The sequence below is a fragment of the Leptospira fainei serovar Hurstbridge str. BUT 6 genome, assembly GCF_000306235.2.
Classification (GTDB): Bacteria; Spirochaetota; Leptospiria; order Leptospirales; family Leptospiraceae; genus Leptospira_B; species Leptospira_B fainei.
Genome location: NZ_AKWZ02000003.1, coordinates 367,831 through 387,055 on the forward strand (window position 1 = coordinate 367,831; position 19,225 = coordinate 387,055).

Here is a 19,225-nt window from a genome sequence, read left to right on the forward strand (position 1 = left end):
ATTTGGCTGTTTTCGTAACGGCGACAGGAACCGATGTCGGTAAAACCTTATTTTGTTCGCTCTTTCTCGCCAAATACGCGGTTCAATGCGGCGTCAAATATTTTAAGCCCATTCAAACAGGAGAGGATTCGGAACGGGTTAAAATCATGAATTTGACCGGTTTGAACGAAAAGTATTTTCTAAAAAATTATTATACCTTTGAAATTCCCGCGTCTCCGCATCTTTCCTCGGAACTCGCAAATGTCGAAGTGGATACGGACGAACTCTCAAGGCATTTGTATAGTATTCGCTCGGAACGGATATTAATCGAGGGCGCAGGCGGCTTGTACGTTCCGTTGAAGAGATATTATTATAATATCGATTTAATCGTTCAATCTCAATTACCTGTAGTGCTTGTCGCTTCGACGGATCTAGGAACCATCAACCACACGCTTCTTTCTATTGAAGCTATTAAAAGGTCCGGGGTTAAATGCCATGGAGTTTTTTTCATCGGACCGGAAAATCCCTTGCGGTCGGATAATATTCGCACCATTATCGAAGCTAGCGAAATCGGACTTTTAGGAACTTTCTTACTTCCGGAAAGGCGATTAGCTCGCCAGGAATTCCTCGCAAGAGTTGCTGAGGAGTTCGATCCCAAAGGTATTCTTCCGGAGATTTTATTCCCTTGATTTGGCATCCTTATACGGCCTTAGTAGGTTCCGATCCTCCTCTCAAAATCGTTTCCGGGAAAGGGGAATTCCTATACGACGAAACAGGCAAAGACTATGTGGATGGAATTTCCTCCTGGTGGGTAAGTATTCACGGTCATAACCACCCTAAGTTAGTTCAATCGGTTAAGGATCAGCTGGATAGATTGGATCACGTTTTGTTAGCGGGCTTTACTCATCCGCCTGCGCTGGAACTCGCCCACGAACTTTTGCAGTTTGCGAATTGGAAGTTCCATAAAGTCGTGTATTCGGATAACGGTTCGACCGCCCTAGAGATCATGCTTAAGATCGCATTACAGTACTTTAGGAATCGGGGCGAAGAGAAGAAGAAAACCTTCATTAAATTTTCAGCCTCTTACCATGGAGATACGATCGGAGCCATGAGTGTCGGGGGAGATTCGATTTTTAATCGGATTTTTCAAACCCTTTTGTTTCCGACAAAGGATTTTCCATCCCCGGCTTGCCATGATTGTCCGGTTGGGAAATTACCGCACTCCTGCACCGAAGATTGTTTAGATGAGTTAGAGGCGTATTTATCCTCTCATTCTAAAGAAGTAGTAGGAGTTGTTCTCGAACCGTTAATTGCCGGAGCGGGAGGGATGTTGTTTCATAAGCCGAAGGTTCTCCAGCGATTAAGAGAGATTACGTCTCGATACGGAGTTTTACTTTTACTCGATGAGGTATTCACAGGTTTCGGTCGGACGGGACATACATTCGCGTACGAGGCGGCAGGAATAGAACCGGATCTGATCGCTTTAGCAAAAGGCTTAACGGGCGGTGTTCTACCTCTTGCGGTCACACTAGTTCGCGAAGAAATCTATCGGGAATTTGTATCAGACGAACCCCTTAAAACCTTCTACCACGGCCATACGATGACAGGCAATCCTCCCGGTTGCGCCGCAGCTCTTGCCTCGCTTCGATTATTCAATGAAGAGAAACGTCTCCAAGATGTTAAGCGACTAGAGCATGGGTTGGAAGAGGGCTGGATTAAATTAAGGGCGGAATTTCCCGCGAAAATAAAAAATATAAGAGTACTGGGGGCCGTCGGTGTAGGAGAGCTGGAAACGGGCAAAGAATCTCCGGGGTATATTAATGCATATTCACAGGAATTTAAGCGAATTTGTCTCGAGCATGGCGTGATTCTAAGACCGTTGGGAAATGTCATCTATGTGACTCCGCCCTATATTATTTCTCAGATCGCTTTAGATCGAATTTTTGACGCTATTCGGAAGGCTTTGCTCACCTATCAGGTACCCGCCTGAAGCCTTTCTTTTTAGCGGAATATCGATTGCCAATAGCCGAGCCTCTAAGAAACTATCGGCAGAATGAAAACCGTGATCGAAACGCCCCTTCCCACGGAGGAGAAGGTCCTTTCCGAGGTCCCAAGCTTAATTTCTCCGGAAGAAGCCTTAGCCATTCTCCAGGGTAAAACCCCGTTAACCGAATGCCTGGATAAAGCTTTCAAAGCAAGGGAACAATATTTTGGCAAATCCGTCCGAATTCATATACTCGATAATATTAAAAACGGCCATTGCCCGGAAGATTGCGGTTACTGTGCGCAACGCAAGAATGCAAATTCGGGCGTCCAAGAATATTCTTTAAAGACCGAAGATGAGATATTTCAAGACGCAATCCAGGCAAAAGAGAACGGGGCATATCGTTTTTGTATGGTAACTGCCGGAACAGGGCCGAATTCCCATTCAACCGAAAGATTGGCACGAACGATCGAAAGAATCAATCAAGAACTCGGCTTAAAAGTCTGTCTTTCTGCGGGACTCTTAGATCGGGAAAAAGCAATTCGATTGAAGCAAGCGGGCCTCGATCGATATAATCACAATTTAAATACTTCTAAAGAACATTATCCGGAAATTTGCGACACCCATACGTACGATCAAAGAGTCGAAACCCTTTCTCACCTTTCTGAAGCGGGAATCGGAATGTGCTCGGGCGTAATCGTTGGAATGGGCGAGTCTTTGAAGGATCTGGTAAATGTAGTATTTGAAATTAAGGCTCTTAGAGTGATATCGATTCCGGTTAATTTTTTCATTCCCGTAGCCGGGCATGCGATAAAAAATCCGCAAGCGCTCACTCCGGAATTTTGTTTACGGACGTTGATCGTTTTTCGGCTCGTAAACCCGGATTCGGAGGTGCGGATAGCGGCAGGAAGGGAAGGTCACTTACGCAGCATGCAAGGTATGGCTTTGTTCGCGGCCAATTCTCTTTTTGCTAGCGGTTATCTGAACATAAAAGGATCCGACGCTTTAGATACCGTAAAGACGATTCTAGACGCGGGATTTCTTCCTGAATTTTCTTCCGGAAAGGGTGATGAAATAGATTGGGAAGCCATTTTAGGAAAGGATCATCTATATTCTGCGGATAATTTTCCGGAACTTTATAAATTTAAGAAAAAACCGTAGAAAAAATTCGAACTTTATAGTAATTAAAACCAGTACGTTTTTCCAGGACCTAACACCGAATACCCTTGAATTTAAGCCTTTCGTTTTCGAAGGAAGAATTCGTAATGGATTGAAAGTCTCGGTAGAAAAAAAATCCTGGATATAACGGAGAGCTGTCGGATGAAATATAAAATAGAGATCAATAAACTGAAAAACGGCTATATAGAAGCCAAATTGATCGACACTGTTTCCAACAACCCCATCGAATTTCGTATCTGCGATACCGAGGAATATCTTCAGGCGCAGATTGCCGACTGGCATAAACGTTTTCATATGAAGGATTCTGACAACTAAGAACCCTTTCCGGGCTTGTCCCTTCGCATGAAATCTCTTACACGTCTCAGTCTTGTTTTTGCCTTCATCACCTCCTGTGCCAGTTTTCGCAATGATACGATTGTAGATTACTACAATCCCAATTTTACCTGTTCGAGCAGCCTAGGATCTCGGAATGTAGAATTCTGGATCCAATATCAGGCAAAATACAACGAGGCGATCGAATTCTATAAGAAAGAAAACGAACGCATTAAGACGGCTAAAATCGTATTCGTAGGTAATAGTCTCGTCGCAGGATTTCCGCCCGATTTGTTGTCGGCTCAATTTCCCGGATCGGTAAATCGAGGAATCCCGGGGGATATGACTGAATTGCTTTTAGGTAGATTAGAGAGTACAGTGTTTGCGCTAAAACCTTCATATATCGTGATAGAAATCGGCGGGAACGATATTCGAGAAGGAAAATGCCTGGATTATCTAGAAGCTAGGCATAGAGAGATTGTGTCAAAAATTCATGCCGCTTTACCCGACGCTAAAATCGTTATATTAGGAATTCCGCCCGTTTTAAGCAAGGATGTGAATTCAGTGTCGCCAATCGTCAATGCCTGGTTATCGAGAGTTGCTTCGGAAAATACGGGCGTAAGTTTTTTGGATATCTGGCCATACTTTCGAAAAAAGGAACTTCCGTTTCTTCGGGACGATCTTGCATTGGAATACGGCGGGAAGATAGATAAAATTCATGTGAACGAAAACGCCTATAAAATCTGGGCTAAGCAAATTAAATATTTTATCAAATAGCAAACAGTGCTTTTATTCTTTATAGAACATCCATCGGAAACATTTCCGTTCCTGCAACGAGAGGTCAAGGTTCGTTTTGGAAACGAAGTAGGCTTGACAAAAGTAGAATATATAGTTCCAAGCGGATGGCATTGTTTTCTTGCCTCCCTGGAGCAACGGGTCGTGCGGGAAGACCTATCATCCTTGAGAAAGGCCTTATTTTCCTCGAAAGTCGATGTTTTACAGATCGAATCTAGGATTAAGAGGAAATCTTTATTTTGTTTCGATATGGATTCCACATTGATCCAACAGGAAGTCGTGGATGAATTGGCCCGATTTGCAGGCGTTTACGACGAAGTTGCCTCCGTAACCCGAGAGGCAATGGAAGGAAAATTAAACTTCCAAGAATCATTAAGAAAACGTTGTGCTCATTTACGAGGCCTCGCGGCCGATTCGCTTTTGAAACTTTACCCTAGACTCACTTTAAATTTCGGAGTGCGGGAACTTCTTCCAGAGTTGAAGCTACGCGGAGCTAAACTTGCGGTTTTCAGCGGCGGATTTATCGATATTTTAGCAGCATTTCAGAAGGATTACGAAATAGACGAGGTACGTGCGAACGTGCTGGAGAAAATCGACGAAAAGCTTACCGGTTCGGTGCTGGGCGGAATCGTAGACAAGGATGTAAAGCGCGGATCATTGATCGAGTTGAGAGAAAAATTCGGCATTTCGAAACGGGATGTGGTCGCTGTGGGAGATGGAGCTAACGATCAATTGATGTTATCCGAGGCGGGAATCGGAATCGGGTTTCACGCGAAAGACGGTTTAAAATCCGAAATTGAAAATTGGGTGGATTTTGCCCCGATGGACATATTGCTTTATTTATTCGAACAATAAAATCGCCGTTCGATGTCGGTATTTTTCAACCGCTCTTTTCTTTCGATATCGCTTTTCGCTTCCAATCATCCAATAAACGTAATGCTTCCATCGGCGTCATTGACTCTATGGGAAGATCTATAATCTCCTTTTTCCAATCCAACCAAAACTGTTGATCGGACGAAGAAGGTGTAAACTCCTGAAAGAGGGAAGGTTCCCTGGTTTGAATTCGGATTTCTTTCTTCCTCGACTCTAGATCCGAGAGAATCTCCGTAGCTCTCTTTACGACGGGATCCGGGACGCCTGCAAGTTGGGCGACGTAGATACCGAATGATTTCTTGGCCTTACCCGGTTTGACTTTGCGCAGGAATAGAACTTTATCTTCCTTCTCCAATGTCTCCATATGAATATTCCAAACTCCCGGTAAGCGGGAAAGCTCGGTCAATTCATGATAATGCGTGGCAAATACGGTCTTTGGTCGGACCGACATTTCGGAAAGATATTCGAGTATCGCCCAGGCGATACTCATCCCGTCGTAAGTGGAAGTGCCTCTGCCAACTTCGTCGAATAATAATAGCGATTGCGAACTACAGTTTCTTAAAATATGAGCGGTTTCTTTCATTTCTACGAAAAATGTGGATTCGCCCGCCGTTAGATTGTCTCCGGCTCCGATTCGAGTGAATAAACGGTCCACGATCGGTAATTGGGCTTTCGTAGCGGAAACGCTGGAACCGATCTGAAATAGAATTTGATTCAAAGCGATTTGGCGCATAAAGGTTGATTTTCCGGCCATATTCGGTCCGGTAAGAATCGCGATCGCGTTGTCTCCGACGTCCAACAAAACATCGTTGGGAACGAATTTAACGCCGACAGGCAAACTTGCTTCCACTACCGGATGTCTGGAGTCCTTCATGGAAATTCCAGAATTGGAGCTGAAGGAGGCTCGGACCCAAGCGTATTTTTCCTCAGCTTTTAAGAGGGAAAGCTGGAAATCCAAATCGCCGAATTCCTCGGATAACTCCAATAGTTCGGAGTCGTATTCCAAAACTTTCGCAGTCATCAAATCGAATTCTTTTTTTTCCACCGAGCGGATCGTATCATCAGCCTCCAGAATCGCTCTCTCGATCTCTTCCAGGCGGGAAATCGTGAATCGTTCCGTAGTGACCAATGTCTGTTTTTTTAGATACTCTTTCGGCGCTTGCTCCGCTTGGTTTCGAGATATCTCGATGAAATAGCCTACGATTTTGTTATATTTAATTTTGAGAGTGGAAAGTCCCGTTCGTTTCTTTTCGGCCGCTTCTAGTTCGAGGATCCAATCCATTCCTTTCGTGCCGGCCTCTCTCGCCTTGTCCAACTCCGGTAGGAATCCGTCTTTTAAGAATTTTCCGTTTCCCAAAATGACCGGTAGGTCTTCCGGGTTCAGTCTGTCCTGAATATGGACTTCTAAATCCGTAAGTCTTCCCGCCGGGTAATTGATCGGGTAGGCTACCGATTTCAATTGCTTCGTAATGAACTCTCCCGTTTTAATTGCAGTTAGGATGGTTCTGAAATCGCGAGGATAAGCTTTATTATTTCTGAATCGAATTAAAATTCTTTCCAAATCCCCTAAATCCTTTAGGGCTTGAACCAAAAGATGAGTTTGGCTATTTCGAAGTAAATCCTGTTTTTCCCAACGCAAGCTTATGACGGCAAGATCCGTTTCCGGAAATAAAATCCTCTGCTTTAGCAGGCGTTTTCCTTTCGGAGTATGACAAAAATTTAATACGGAAAATAAGGTATGATTCTTTTCGTTTTCATTTTCGATTAATTCTAAATTTATTACCGTTTCTCGATCCATTTCCAGAAATGAACCGGTCCGCAAAACTTTGGCCTCTCTGAGCGTCAGCGACCCATCCCTGTAATTTTCACGAATATAATATTCCAAACAATTGCGAACGGAAGAAAAGGGATCCTTCGCTTCGACACCGCCTTCTGCCGACTGTGGAAGCAAGGTAAAATTGCCGTCTGTAAATCCTTCCCAGGAACGAATTCGTTCCAGGTCTTTTTCTAAAATGCACGTCTCGCTAGGATGGAATTTTTCAAGTTCGGCAATCAATGCGTTCGGATTCGAAATCGGAACCGTGAATTGTAAAACTTCTCCCGTGGAAACATCAGCCATACCTACGAATATTAAGGTCGCTTTCGGCAACAACACGCAAAGATAATTGTTTTGATAACCGGAGAGTAAATTTTCCTCTATGACGGTACCGGGAGTGATTATACGAACCACATCCCTCGTCATTAATTTCGGATTCGAATCATCCGGCTTCGACTGTTCGCAGATCGCGATCTTTTTCCCTGCTCCGAGTAACCGGGCTATGTAGGCGTCTTTACTATGGTAAGGGATCCCGCACATCGGAACCGAGTTCTGACGCTTAGTTAAGGCGATATCTAAAATGTTGGAGGCTATTTTTGCATCCTCCAAGAACATTTCGTAGAAATCGCCCATGCGAAAGAATAGTATCGAATCTTTAAATCGCGCCTTGATGTCCAGATATTGGCGCATCATGGGAGTATCTAAAGCTTCCGATAAATTCGGCTCGTTAGTTTCTGCTGCTAGCTCGTTTGGCATTCTTAATAAATTCTCGAACCAGTTTGGGATCCTTGACTCCCGGAGATGATTCTACTCCGCTTGCGACATCGACTCCGTAAGGAAGGAGTTCTTGGATTGCTTTTGCGACCGTATCGGGTCGCAATCCTCCTGCAAGAAAATAAGGTCGTCGAACGTCTCGGACATACTTCCAGGGGAAAGCTTCTCCCGTTCCCCCACCCGAACCGGAAACATAGCTGTCCAGAATCAATAGTTTGGAATCTAATGAGGCTAAGGAATCGTCATTGATTTGGTTTTTTACGCGGTAAGATAGAATTCTGCGGTTTCTTTGACCTATCAGAGGCGAGGAATGACCGGGTAATAGAGGATCGTCATTCACGAATTGCAAATAATCGTAAGGGAGAGTTTTTAGGACGGATTCTATAAATGATATCGAATTCTTATAGAATAGGAAGACCACTTTAGGTCGAATCGATTCGGGAACGGAACTCTTGAGATAAGCGAGCAGATGTTCCGCCTGGAAGCGGGATATATTGCGCGAACTTACGGGAGAAAAATTTAGACCTATAAAATCCGCACCTTCCTCTATGCATAATTTTAGGATATCGGGGTCTTTTATACCGCAGATTTTCACTTTTACAATTTTTGACATTCTATTCTTTTCGGAAAAAGATCGTCGGCAACCATTTCTGACTCGAATTATTTTCCGTCTTTTCTATACAAGACTAGAACCTCTTCCCGTCAAGTATGATCGATCATCGATTCTTTCTCGAAGACAAAAGGAGTCTGCGGATTCTAATTCTGGGAAACCGGGAGTTGAGCGATTATACCTCGACCCCTGAATACATTTTGGGAAAAGTGTCGCACTTCAGCCAAATCCCTGAAGACCGGATCTATCTATTAGACCAAGTTCATGGCAAAAGCATCGTAAATGCAGATTCTTTGAAATCTGCAGAAATTTCCCAAGGGGACGCCCTTTATTCTGCCGAACCGAGGAAGGTGTTAGTCGTTAAAACGGCCGATTGCATGCCGATCTTTTTCTGGACTGGAAGGCCGGCTTTGGTGGGAATCGTTCATTCCGGTTGGAAAGGCACGTTGGCCGGTGTTACGGAATCCGCTTTGCTTGAAGTATCGAAGAAATACGGAGTCGATTTGCAACTTCTGCAATTCTTTATCGGGCCGTACGCCACTGGAAAACAGTACGAAGTAGGAGAAGACGTAGCCGGAGAATTTCGGAAGGAATTTCCCGGGGCTCTTAAAGAGCTTCCGGAAGAGGGAAAGTTTCTGTTAGAACAAAAAGTCTTTCTTATGAATCGCATCCGTAAACTTGGAACGGAGCCATTTGTAGAAACGTCGGGAGCTTGCACGATGGCCGCTAATTCCAGATATTTCAGTCATAGAAGAGGAGACACCGGACGAAACTTAAACTGCATTTGGCTGGAGTGAGCCCAGTCTATAATTTAAGCGTTATACTTTAATCGCCTTTCGAACCGTCGAGTTCGCTTTTTCTAAGACTTTTTCACGCTTAATCGGTTTTACGATATAATCCATTACTCCGCTATCGGACAGAGTTTTGATTACTGCTGGCGTATTCTCTTCGCTAATTACTAAAATGCGGGGTAAAACACCTAGGTCTTTAATTTCGTAAAAAGCCGCAAACCCGTCCATCACCGGTAAATGAAGATCGAGGGTGATAAGATCGACTTTTTTATTTTCCTTATAAAGATTGATTAGCTCTTTTCCAGTTTCCGCAAATGCTACGACTTCGTAGCCTTCTGATTCCAAAATTTGAGCGAGTTGTTTGGCTTGGAACTTGGAGTTCTCCGCGATAATGACCTGATACGGTCTTCCTGAGGGAGCAATTCCACCTTTCATCTTACTACCGTCCTAAGTTGTTCAAGAAATTCATAATGCGTTTTCTATCTCTTTTCCAATTTCTTCAGTTCCGAGAATTTTAGCGCCTGCTTCGGCGATATCTCTAGTTCGCTTTCCTTGCGAGATAACCTTGCGAACAGCGGTCTCGATTTTTTGTGCCTCTTCTTCTAAAGAGAAGGAATAACGTAGCATCAACGCCGCACTGAGAATCTGCGCAATCGGATTTGCGATTCCTTTTCCTGCAATGTCGGGTGCGGATCCTCCGGAAGGTTCGTACAGTCCATATCCGGATTCGGAAAGCGAAGCGGAAGGAAGCATGCCGATCGAACCGGTAATTATCGAGGCTTCATCGGAGAGTATATCTCCGAACATATTTTCGCAAAGAATCACGTCGAATTGTTTAGGATTGACGATCAATTGCATCGCAGCGTTATCCACATATAGATGAGCTAGTTGGACGTCGGAAAACTCCTTTTTATGCAAGTCTATCACGACTTCTTTCCAAAAAACGGAGGTCGTAAGGACGTTGGCTTTATCGATACTAGTCACCTTGTTATTTCTTTTTCGGGCGGCTTCAAATGCGACCCGAGCAGCTCGCTCGATTTCTCGTCGCGAATATCTCATCGTGTCATAGGCAAATTCTTCCGCGCCGGAGCCTTCTCGTCCCTTCGGTTGGCCGAAATAAATTCCCGAGGTGAGTTCTCTTAAGATCAAAATATCTAAGCCGTTTCCGATAATCTCCGCTTTAATAGGGGACGCATTTTTTAGTTCCGGGTAAATGATCGCGGGTCGCAAATTCGCGAATAAATCGAAATGTTTTCTAAGGGGTAATAGAGCGCCACGTTCCGGTTGTTTTTCGGGAGGTAAGGACTCCCATTTCGGGCCGCCCACGCTCCCGAATAAAATGGCGTCCGAGCCTTCGCAGAGTTTGAGAGTCTCTTGAGGAAGAGGACCGCCGGTCTTATCGATCGCAATTCCACCGACAAAGGCCTCCTCAAATTTAAAGTCAGATTCTTTTTTTCCTAAGGCTTTCTTTAGGACCGAAAGAGCTACTTTCATAACTTCCGGCCCGATCCCGTCTCCGGCTAATACGGCGACTTTCTTCATGCTATTTGCTTTCCTTTTTACTTCTGTTCGTTTTGGAACTCGGTCAGGGCTTCTTCAAGAATATCCAAACCTTCGTTTAAATACTTAGTCGATATAGTAAGCGGAGGCATTACCCGAATTACGGTTTCGCCCGTCGCGTTTACGATTAATCCCTTGTGCAAGCATCGTTCAGCGACTTGTCGAGAGGGGATCGCAAGGTCTACTCCTATGTGGAGACCTTTCCCTCTGACTTCTTTCACGATCCTTAATTTTTCTTTCATTTGATTCAATCTACTAAAGGCGATGTCGGAACATGCGTTGACATTCGCGAGAATATCCCTGGATTGGATGATCCGAATCGTTTCGTAAGCGATAGCGGCTCCTAAATGGTTTCCACCGAAAGTGGACCCGTGAGATCCTTTTCCTAATACGTCCTGATATTTCTCCGAGACGATCATTGCGCCGACAGGAAACCCCGAACCAAGCCCTTTGGCCAATGTCATGACATCGGGAGAGAATCCGAAAGTTTCGAATGCAAAAAGGGTTCCTGTTCTGCCAAAGCCCGTTTGGACCTCATCTAAAATCATCAAGGCTTCGTTCTCTTGAGTCAATTCCCGAGCTAAGGTTAGAAAATTATGAGTCAGCGGAATGATACCGCTTTCTCCCAAAATTGGTTCGGCAAAGAATGCTACGACATGTCCGGAATATTGCTCAAATGCTCCGACTAATTCTTTTTCGTTGTTCGGTGTAACAAATTCAATTCCGTCCAACAGCTTGCCGAATCCGGTATGCATTTTCTTTTGCCCGGTGAGACTGATTCCGGAAACCGATCGTCCATGAAAACTTTTCTGAAGGGAAATGATGACAGGGTCCGCGATCTGTCTTTGCTCGGCATAGGCTCTCGTAAGTTTGAATGCCGCCTCGGTGGTTTCAGTTCCGGAATTGCAAAGGAATACTTTGCCCGGAAACGTATTCAAAATCAGCAGCTCTGCCAGCTTAGAAGCTTCTTCGGAATAAAACCAATTGGAGGTATGCATTAACTTATCGGATTGGGTACGAATGACTTCGATGATGTCCGGATCGCTATGTCCTAGGTTGGTGACGGCTACTCCGCAGAGAAAATCGATGTACTGCTTATTTTCCTGGTCGAATAAAAGCTCGTTCACTCCGTACCGAAATGCGACGGGATAGCGGTGGACTAGATCCAGTAGATACTTATTACTCAGTTCTTTCGTTTTTTGAAATTCGGTTGCTGTTTCTTTCATGATAACCCTGCTATCTTTAAAAATGCGGTTTCGGTCTGCTTAAGTTCGTCAGAGAGAGTTTGGGTCAATGCCGGAATCTCCTCTTTAGAGTTCGGATGCTTTAAACTCTTAAACGAAGAATAGATTTTAATCTTCGGTTCCGTTCCGGACGGTCGGATTGTCAGTTTTCCAGAACCTTCCAACTCCAATTGAATCACATCGGAGGCGGGAAGTCCTGAAAATGCGGATTTGGAAGAAGATCCTTTTGCGATCTTATTTTTATAATCTAGAAAGCCGATTACTTTACGCTGACCTAATATTTGACCGATTAAATCATTATTTCTAAGCGAATCTAACGAATCCTGAATTTTCTTCTTTCCGGCCAATCCTTCTAAATTTAAAGATTTAAGCCCTTCCTGATAGAGACCGTACTTCAGGTAGATCTCGTTCATATAATCCGTAAGATCTTCCTTCTCCGCTAAAACTTCTAACAAAAGTAGGGCGGACGAGAGGCTGTCCTTATCTCGAACAAAATTTACCGGTAGATACCCGTAGGATTCCTCTCCTCCGAATAGAAAATATTGCGTCTTACTTCCGTCCAGTTTGCCCATCACTTCCGCGATGTATTTAAAGCCGGTTAAAACGTTCTTTAAAGTAATCTTATTCTTTTTAGCAATTTCGGACTGGAGATCCGTAGTGACGATCGTTTTAACGAGAACAGGCTTTTTCCCTTTTCTCTTTTTAGAGGCGACTTTTTCGGAAAGATAAGCGGCAAGAATCGAACCGATTTGATTTCCGTTAAGCAAAGTATAAGAGCCGTCGAAATTGCGGACTCCGATACCAAGGCGATCCGCGTCGGGATCGGTCGCTATGAACGCTTTTGCCCCGATTTTTTGGGACAATTTCAGACTCAGCTCTAACGCTTCCGCTTCTTCGGGATTCGGGTATTTAACGGTCGGGAATTCTCCGTTCGGATCTTTTTGTTCCGGAACGAGAGTGACCTGCTTATAACCGAAATTACTTAATAAAAATTTCATATACTTTCCGCCTGTTCCGTGCAGCGGGGAGTATACTAATTTTAAGGCGGATCTTTGCTTCGCGGTCACTCGCTCGGATTGGATTCCTGCCTTCTTTAAGTCCTTTAAGTAGGACGCAAAGCAGGCGGGCTCGACCTTTTTCACAAATTTTTTATATTGTGCATCTTTACTGGAAATAATCTTAATCTCATTCCAATCCTGGATGGATTCGATAAGGCCGATGATTCTCTTATCGTCGGGAGGTACTAACTGCTCCCCTTTGGAGAGATAGGCTTTGAAACCGTTGTACTCCGGTGGATTATGAGACGCGGTCAAAACGACGCCCCCAGTCGCTTTATAATATCGAACCGCATAGGATAGTAACGGAGTCGGTGCGACTTCGGGAAATAAATAGACTTTGATACCGTATGAGGCGGCAATTCCCGCAGTCACTTCCGCGAATTCGCGGGATCGGCGTCTTGAATCGTAGGCGATTACAAGTATCGGCTTTTTGGATTTCCTTACGAGATAGCGGGAAAAGCCGAGAGCGGCGCGGCCGACAGTATACTCGTTCATTCGCCCGATTCCGTTTCCGATGCGACCCCTGATTCCTCCGGTACCGAACTCCAACGGGACGGTAAAGGCTTCGATTTCGAGTCCCTTAATACCCTTTCTGAATCTCTCTAAAACGCTCGAGGCTTCCTTTCTTACGTTAGAAGAAAACGGTTCCTGAGTCCAGGCTTCAATATTTACGCTCTCTTGATCCATCATCGTGCCTAACTATAGTCTATTTTCATAAAAATCCGGTTTCCCCCTGGTTCAACCCGTTTTTTCGCCGATTCTAAAAGTATGGAATCAACCGAATTTTCGAGAGATCAGCATAGGGAATTGGACTCACTCCGAGGCTTGCTTCGGAACATCGCGATCGTTCTATTCCTACTTTCCGGGGCTTTGGCTTTCGGAGCATTTTTTATGGAAAACCCGGGAAAAATCGTGGTTTCGGCAAGTTCAGCGTTGCTGACGTTTATCCTAGGAATTCTTTGTCACAGCGCTTCGGTTTCGTTTAAGCGAACTCTTGCTTTGGAAGGAAAGGACCCTGAGCAACTTTTATTTGCCTTAAAAGATCTAAGATATTTTCTTCTCTGGCTTGGTTGGATACTTGTTGCATTGTTTCTATTCTCGTTTTTCGGTGCTTTCGCCTTGCTTCTTTCGTAAGCTACGGGAGTCTCGCTCCATATGAGCTTGCGCGATTTCTTTATCGAAGATCGATTGGAGCGCTTCAGAACGAATGCACAATGCAATTTGGGAGAAAGCGGAATTCGAAATTTATATCTCTCGGAACTTGCCTCTTCGCTTAATATGGATCTAGGAGAACTTGGCGCTCTTTCCTTGGCAGATTCTCCCAACCAAGGAAGGGCGGATCTAAGAGAAGAAATCGCCGCACTTTATCCTAACACTTCGCCGGATCAAGTATTGGTTACCACGGGTACGGGCGAGGCGCTTTTTCTAACCTTCTGCTTGCTTCTTGAAAAAGGAGATACCGTTTCGTTATTTTGGCCGGCTTTTCAAGCTCTCTATGAAATACCTTTATTTCGAGATGCTCGATTAAATACTGTCAGTCTTTTGGATCGACTGGAAGAGCAGGAACTAGGATTCGGAGAGAGAAATATTCGAAGTTTATTCGAAGAACATCCTAAACTCGTGATATTCAATCATCCGCATAATCCCACCGGAATTTCCTCCACCGAGTCGGACCATAGAACGTTAAGAGAGATAAATCAAGAATCGAAAGACGGAACATGGATACTCTTTGACGAACATTATAGATTTCTGGACGGAGATTCGGAACTAGGATGGACAGGGATCGGAATTTCGGATCGAAGTATCGCGACCGGATCGATCACTAAATGTTTCGGGGTTATGGGACTGCGGATCGGCTGGTTAGTCGGACCGAGGGAATTTATCGAAAAGGCCCGCTCCATGAAAGATTATCTGACTCACACCGTATCGCCGATTTCGGAATTTCTGACATTGCAAATTCTTCGCAGACGGAATGAATTGCAGAAGCGAATTCGGAGCGGCTTGAACCGCAATATTAATTTCTTTTCGGAATGTTTATCGGATCTACCGGGATTGGATGCATTTCGAGCCCCGGCCGGCGGCATTGTCGGCTTTCCCAAATTGGCAAAGGGATTGGAGTCGAAATCGTACGCAGATATGCTTGTCGAGAAGGCCGACATTTTCGTTCTACCCGGACTGGACTTTGAAACGGAAGGTTATATCCGTGTGGGATTTGGAGAAACGCCCGAACGTTTCGAGGAAGGGATGGAGCGATGGAGAAGTTTAGGATCCGAAACAATGGCTCTCTTAAATAAGTAAGCCTCGGATATGTCCGGACGATAAGATTCCGAAACTAATCGGAGATTATGTTTTCCTAATACGATATGCGGTGAGGAGAAATTCGGTCGCGTTTGTACAGGACTTTCGTCCTGCTTCCAATTCCATTCCAACTCGCGGATTCGAATCGATAATATTTTTCCTCGAATCTGCCAAGACGTTTCTCCCGTTCGCAAGGGTAATCCGACTCTTAATCTCGGCGACTCGTCTTTCAAGAAGCTGGGTTGCAACCAGACTCCTAATGGATATAATTTTAGCTCTTCAGCATGGATCTCAGGGCCTTGGGGATATCCGTAGACCCAAACTTCCGATCTATGAACCGTATGCGGGCTCGGATAAAAATCTTCGTACAATCCACCCAATTGATGACTTAGTACTCTCATTGAATAGATTCGAACCTTCCATTTTCCAGGCGGCCCGAACGGCAATATGCTCTCAGGAATGCAATCTTTGAACGCCGATTCTTTTACTTCCGTTTCCCAGATAACAAGAGGGGACAACGTCAACGTGGAAGTTTGAGGAAACCAGGCTTCCCAGAAATACGGTTTGCTTCGGAAGTACGGCTTCTTCTTTTTTCCGGAATTTAACGGTCGGGGGGAATCTTCGGCATCGGGAGAAAAACCTAGAGAGAGTGGATTAGCGTCCATTGCTCTTTCTTTCCAAGGGAGAAAGATCCAGAAAAGCCAGGGGCGAGTTCCTTTAAAGGTTTTGGTTCTTACTTTTCGTTTTGCATTAGGAAAGATCGTTTCTTCATGGGATTCCCAATAGGTAAAAGGAGGTAGATTTTGAGTCCAATCCGGTTCGGATTCATTTTGAGCGGATCCAATCGCTTGAATCCTCTCGGAAATCGTTTCGTCAGATATGTAAGGTTCTATTTTTTTTTTGAGTCTGATCTTACCCGCACGAAATTTCGTATCGAGGAGATATACGTACCGGACAAACTTGGATCGAAGTTTTTTTCCGATGCCGGTAAAGGGAGTCATTGGGAAAAGGATATAGAAGAACCCTTTTTCAGGCAAGCTTTAGTTCAGAGCTCTATAAGAGAGCCGGACGATACTAAGAGAAAGTAATAAGAACAAGGATGGAATATGGGAAGGGCAGCCTTTGAGAACGAGGAATTTTTACATTCCGTAGATGCGTTTCACCTTCGGGTTTTAGCCGAAATTAATTATCCTCAAGCTCTATTTAGAGATGCGAAAATTAAAGATACGATTTGTATCTTCGGATCCGCCAGAATTTTGAGTACGGAGGAGTATGCAGCCAGAGATAAGCTCCGGGAAAAACTGACTCCCAAGGAATTGAAATTACACGAGAAGCAAGGTGAATTGGTTCGCTACTACGAGGAAGCAAGAGAAACTGCAAGATTGATAACCCTTTGGGGAAAAGAGATCTCTAAAGACGTTCGTAGGATGGCAGTCTGCACGGGCGGCGGCCCTGGAATTATGGAAGCTGCCAATCGGGGAGCAGTGGAGGGTGGAGGTCCAAGCCTAGGATTGAATATTAGGCTTCCATTTGAACAGACTATTAATGCGTTTGCTGATCCAAAGATTAGCATCGAGTTTCACTACTTTTTTATGCGTAAGCTTTGGTTTTTACGGTTATCCAAGGGCATCGTCGTGTTCCCCGGCGGCTTCGGGACGGTGGATGAACTTTTTGAAACTCTTACCTTAATCCAAACAGGTAGAAATAATCTGAAAATTCCGGTGATTATGTATGGAAGAAAATATTGGGATCAGGTTTTTCATATAGGTCCTATGAAAGAATATGGACTGATCGACCCGGACGATATTAATTTGATCACATATTGCGACGATCCAAAGGAGGTACTGGAAGTTCTAAAGAAAAAGGTCCCATTCGAGGACTGATTCCGAGTCTCTTGAATTGGAATTATAGAATCTAAGGTGTAGAAGTTCCTACAACTCGCAACTCTCGCAGTACATTCTTCGGGCTATGCGTGAATGACGTTTCCGGATCTAATTTTGAATTATAATTCCGTCCGGATCGGATAGCTAAAAACGTGCCTTTCGCTAAAAATACCGAAGCAGAATCGTTTCCTTGACAGCTTCCCTATGAAGAAAATTATGGTCGCAATATGGCCAGAAAGTGTGTCGTTACCGGGAAAGGTACCATTGCTGGGAATAATGTTTCCCACTCCCACCTTAAGACCCGTAGAACCTGGAAAATTAACCTGATCAAAAAGCGGATCTTTTTAGAAGATGAAAACCGCTGGGTAACCGTACGAATTTCTACTCGTGCCCTCCGTACTCTTCGTAAAAAAGGAATCAAGGCCGCGATTAAAGATAATGGCGGTTCTTTACAAGCTCTTGCCCCCAAAAAATACGTCGGAATCAAAAAACAGGCAGCCAAAGCCTGAGTTTGTTCCAACGCCCAAATATGTTTCCCGAATTTACTCCCTATTACGGGGGGAATTCGGGGAAGTAAATTCTCCTTTAAACTATCAGAAAGACTACGAGTTCGCGATTTCCGTCATTCTCTCCGCCCAATGTACGGACGCAAGAGTGAACGAAGTTGCACCCCGCCTGTTTGCAGCCTATCCTAGCTTGGAGTCGCTCGCAAATGCTCCCCTCAAAAAAATCGAAGAGATTATCTATTCCACCGGCTTCTATAAAAATAAAGCCAAATCGGTCGTTAATTTTGCGGAAACTCTATTAAGAGAATATAACGGCAAATTACCGAATACAATCTCGCAGCTCATTCAACTTCCCGGTATCGGTCGTAAGACTGCGAACGTGGTTTTGAATGAAATACACGGAATCTCGGAAGGTTTCGTGGTCGATACTCATGTAAAACGTGTTTCCAAAAAGTTGGGACTGACAAACCAAGCCGATCCGGTCAAAGTCGAAAGAGATTTGATGAAAGTTGTTCGCCCCGATTATTGGATGGATCTTTCTCTGTACTTTATCTTTTTGGGTCGACGTTATTGTAAAGCGCATCGTACATTTTGTGATGAATGCGTGTTGGGAAAGATTTGCCCATCCTCGATTCGAGGAAAGTCGGCCTCAAGCATCGAGGAGGAATGAAATGAATTTAGAAGTCTTCTTAGATAAGAAACTGGAAGGGATGGAACTGAGCACCCAACATATAGTAATGTCCCGGGATTTAAATCAACACGGATTTCTATTCGGTGGTCAGATGCTGGCCTGGATTGACGAAGGATGCGCTATGTTCGTCATGGAAAAAATACGATACTCGAACATCGTAACTGTCAGTATGGATGACGTAGTTTTTAAAAGTCCGGGATTATCCGGAGATATTATCCAGATTTTTTCAAAAATTGAGAAAATCGGAAAGAGTTCCGTTACCGTCCGCAATGCATCCATTTCTAAAAGCCAAAAAAGGAAGGAGGTTCGCGAGATTATCGATTGTACGATCACTTACGTTTGTCTAGATGATACCGGAAGACCTTTTCCGTATTTTACTCAATTCGATTCGCAAGAACTTTTTGCACGATAGTCATGTCCTCTCGATTTCCCGTTTCGTTCGAAAAGGAATCCGCTCTTTTGGCGCGAATGGAATCGCTCAAAGTGTTTGAATCCGACTTGGAAGAAAGTTTTATGCGAAGCGGAGGAAAGGGCGGCCAAAACGTAAATAAGGTTTCTACCGCAGTTCGCTTGTTTCATCGACCGACCGGGGAAGAAATTAAATGTTCGATTTATCGAACGCAAGGAATGAATCGCTATAAGGCCAGAATTTTATTATGCGAACGGTTGGAAAAGGAAGCCCGGTTGGCCGAGAAAATCGAGGATCCGGCGCACGCAAAATTAAGGAAAGCCAAAGCGGATCGCGCAAGAAGGGCAAAAAGAAAAGCGGCCGCTAAATCGTCGGGCGCTCCTAAACGGGAATTTAATCCTGAAGAAGATTGGAAAGAAGAGTACGGCGAGGATTGGAATAGTCCAATAAGTGAAGACTAGAA

Annotated in this window: 21 protein-coding genes; 14 read left to right on the forward strand and 7 right to left on the reverse strand. The window is 44.4% G+C overall.

Translation table 11 applies throughout. From position 1 onward, the window contains the following. Positions 1-2 precede the first annotated feature (2 nt). From bioD to serB, 6 genes are all read left to right on the forward strand, one after another. Positions 3-668 (forward strand): dethiobiotin synthase, encoded by a 666-nt coding sequence (gene bioD / locus LEP1GSC058_RS05860; protein WP_016548388.1) that lies wholly within the window; start codon positions 3-5, stop codon positions 666-668. Further along, entirely contained in the window at positions 665-1,969 is a 1,305-nt protein-coding gene (gene bioA, locus LEP1GSC058_RS05865) for an adenosylmethionine--8-amino-7-oxononanoate transaminase (RefSeq protein WP_016548498.1), read from the forward strand. The genes bioD and bioA overlap by 4 nt, the downstream gene beginning before the upstream one ends. Before the next feature lie 63 nt (positions 1,970-2,032). Then, a complete protein-coding gene (gene bioB, locus LEP1GSC058_RS05870) occupies positions 2,033-3,124 on the forward strand; it encodes a biotin synthase BioB (RefSeq protein ID WP_016548621.1) in 1,092 nt (363 codons plus the stop codon). Positions 3,125-3,283: 159 nt separating this feature from the next. Next, the gene (locus LEP1GSC058_RS20275) at positions 3,284-3,457 is read left to right on the forward strand and encodes a hypothetical protein (RefSeq protein ID WP_010419775.1); all 174 of its coding nucleotides are present in this window, start codon (positions 3,284-3,286) and stop codon (positions 3,455-3,457) included. 27 nt (positions 3,458-3,484) lie between these two features. Then, positions 3,485-4,231, forward strand: a complete 747-nt coding sequence (locus tag LEP1GSC058_RS05875; RefSeq protein ID WP_016548681.1) for a GDSL-type esterase/lipase family protein — start codon at positions 3,485-3,487, stop codon at positions 4,229-4,231. A 6-nt stretch (positions 4,232-4,237) separates the two neighbouring features. Beyond that, positions 4,238-5,104: a phosphoserine phosphatase SerB gene (gene serB, locus LEP1GSC058_RS05880; RefSeq protein WP_016548378.1), complete on the forward strand. Its 867-nt coding sequence runs from the start codon at positions 4,238-4,240 to the stop codon at positions 5,102-5,104. A gap of 25 nt (positions 5,105-5,129) precedes the next feature. On the opposite strand, the gene mutS is transcribed toward serB, so the two are convergent. Both mutS and LEP1GSC058_RS05890 read right to left on the reverse strand, forming a co-directional pair. Continuing rightward, positions 5,130-7,694, reverse strand: a complete 2,565-nt coding sequence (gene mutS / locus LEP1GSC058_RS05885) for a DNA mismatch repair protein MutS (RefSeq protein ID WP_016548683.1) — start codon at positions 7,692-7,694, stop codon at positions 5,130-5,132. Then, positions 7,666-8,325 (reverse strand): phosphoribosylanthranilate isomerase, encoded by a 660-nt coding sequence (locus LEP1GSC058_RS05890; RefSeq protein WP_016548429.1) that lies wholly within the window; start codon positions 8,323-8,325, stop codon positions 7,666-7,668. The genes mutS and LEP1GSC058_RS05890 overlap by 29 nt, the downstream gene beginning before the upstream one ends. A gap of 95 nt (positions 8,326-8,420) precedes the next feature. Between LEP1GSC058_RS05890 and LEP1GSC058_RS05895 the strand changes: the two genes are divergently transcribed. Next, positions 8,421-9,119, forward strand: a complete 699-nt coding sequence (locus LEP1GSC058_RS05895; protein WP_016548332.1) for a polyphenol oxidase family protein — start codon at positions 8,421-8,423, stop codon at positions 9,117-9,119. Positions 9,120-9,140: 21 nt separating this feature from the next. Here the strand turns inward: LEP1GSC058_RS05895 and LEP1GSC058_RS05900 are convergent, their stop codons facing one another. The 4 genes from LEP1GSC058_RS05900 to LEP1GSC058_RS05915 are packed head-to-tail and all read right to left on the reverse strand — an operon-like array spanning position 9,141 to position 13,662. After that, positions 9,141-9,548, reverse strand: coding sequence for a response regulator (locus tag LEP1GSC058_RS05900; RefSeq protein WP_016548693.1), 408 nt, complete (start codon positions 9,546-9,548; stop codon positions 9,141-9,143). Between the two features lie 30 nt (positions 9,549-9,578). Next, complete coding sequence (gene leuB / locus LEP1GSC058_RS05905) at positions 9,579-10,655, reverse strand: 3-isopropylmalate dehydrogenase (RefSeq protein WP_016548602.1); 1,077 nt, start codon at positions 10,653-10,655, stop codon at positions 9,579-9,581. A gap of 17 nt (positions 10,656-10,672) precedes the next feature. Then, entirely contained in the window at positions 10,673-11,899 is a 1,227-nt protein-coding gene (locus LEP1GSC058_RS05910; protein WP_016548476.1) for an acetylornithine transaminase, read from the reverse strand. Then, positions 11,896-13,662, reverse strand: coding sequence for a phospho-sugar mutase (locus LEP1GSC058_RS05915; RefSeq protein ID WP_039948106.1), 1,767 nt, complete (start codon positions 13,660-13,662; stop codon positions 11,896-11,898). The genes LEP1GSC058_RS05910 and LEP1GSC058_RS05915 overlap by 4 nt, the downstream gene beginning before the upstream one ends. A gap of 81 nt (positions 13,663-13,743) precedes the next feature. Here LEP1GSC058_RS05915 and LEP1GSC058_RS05920 point away from each other — a divergent pair, with 81 nt between their 5' ends. Beyond that, positions 13,744-14,109 (forward strand): hypothetical protein, encoded by a 366-nt coding sequence (locus tag LEP1GSC058_RS05920; protein WP_016548592.1) that lies wholly within the window; start codon positions 13,744-13,746, stop codon positions 14,107-14,109. A 21-nt stretch (positions 14,110-14,130) separates the two neighbouring features. Next, positions 14,131-15,273: a pyridoxal phosphate-dependent aminotransferase gene (locus LEP1GSC058_RS05925; protein ID WP_016548477.1), complete on the forward strand. Its 1,143-nt coding sequence runs from the start codon at positions 14,131-14,133 to the stop codon at positions 15,271-15,273. On the opposite strand, the gene LEP1GSC058_RS05930 is transcribed toward LEP1GSC058_RS05925, so the two are convergent. After that, positions 15,171-16,274, reverse strand: a complete 1,104-nt coding sequence (locus tag LEP1GSC058_RS05930) for a hypothetical protein (protein ID WP_039948055.1) — start codon at positions 16,272-16,274, stop codon at positions 15,171-15,173. The genes LEP1GSC058_RS05925 and LEP1GSC058_RS05930 overlap by 103 nt on opposite strands. A gap of 105 nt (positions 16,275-16,379) precedes the next feature. On the opposite strand from LEP1GSC058_RS05930, the gene LEP1GSC058_RS05935 reads away from it, so the two are divergent. The 5 genes from LEP1GSC058_RS05935 to LEP1GSC058_RS05950 all read left to right on the forward strand — a co-directional run bounded on the left by LEP1GSC058_RS05935 (position 16,380) and on the right by LEP1GSC058_RS05950 (position 19,223). Next, entirely contained in the window at positions 16,380-17,156 is a 777-nt protein-coding gene (locus tag LEP1GSC058_RS05935; protein ID WP_016548696.1) for an LOG family protein, read from the forward strand. A gap of 227 nt (positions 17,157-17,383) precedes the next feature. Beyond that, positions 17,384-17,665 (forward strand): 50S ribosomal protein L28, encoded by a 282-nt coding sequence (gene rpmB, locus LEP1GSC058_RS19895; RefSeq protein WP_016548626.1) that lies wholly within the window; start codon positions 17,384-17,386, stop codon positions 17,663-17,665. Beyond that, positions 17,595-18,332 carry an endonuclease III domain-containing protein gene (locus tag LEP1GSC058_RS05940; protein WP_039948056.1) on the forward strand — a complete coding sequence of 246 codons (738 nt, stop codon included), beginning with the start codon at positions 17,595-17,597 and terminating at the stop codon, positions 18,330-18,332. The genes rpmB and LEP1GSC058_RS05940 overlap by 71 nt, the downstream gene beginning before the upstream one ends. 1 nt (position 18,333) lies before the next feature. Continuing rightward, positions 18,334-18,765, forward strand: coding sequence for an acyl-CoA thioesterase (locus LEP1GSC058_RS05945; RefSeq protein WP_016548452.1), 432 nt, complete (start codon positions 18,334-18,336; stop codon positions 18,763-18,765). Positions 18,766-18,767: 2 nt separating this feature from the next. Then, entirely contained in the window at positions 18,768-19,223 is a 456-nt protein-coding gene (locus LEP1GSC058_RS05950; protein ID WP_016548305.1) for a peptide chain release factor family protein, read from the forward strand. The last annotated feature ends 2 nt before the right edge of the window (positions 19,224-19,225 follow it).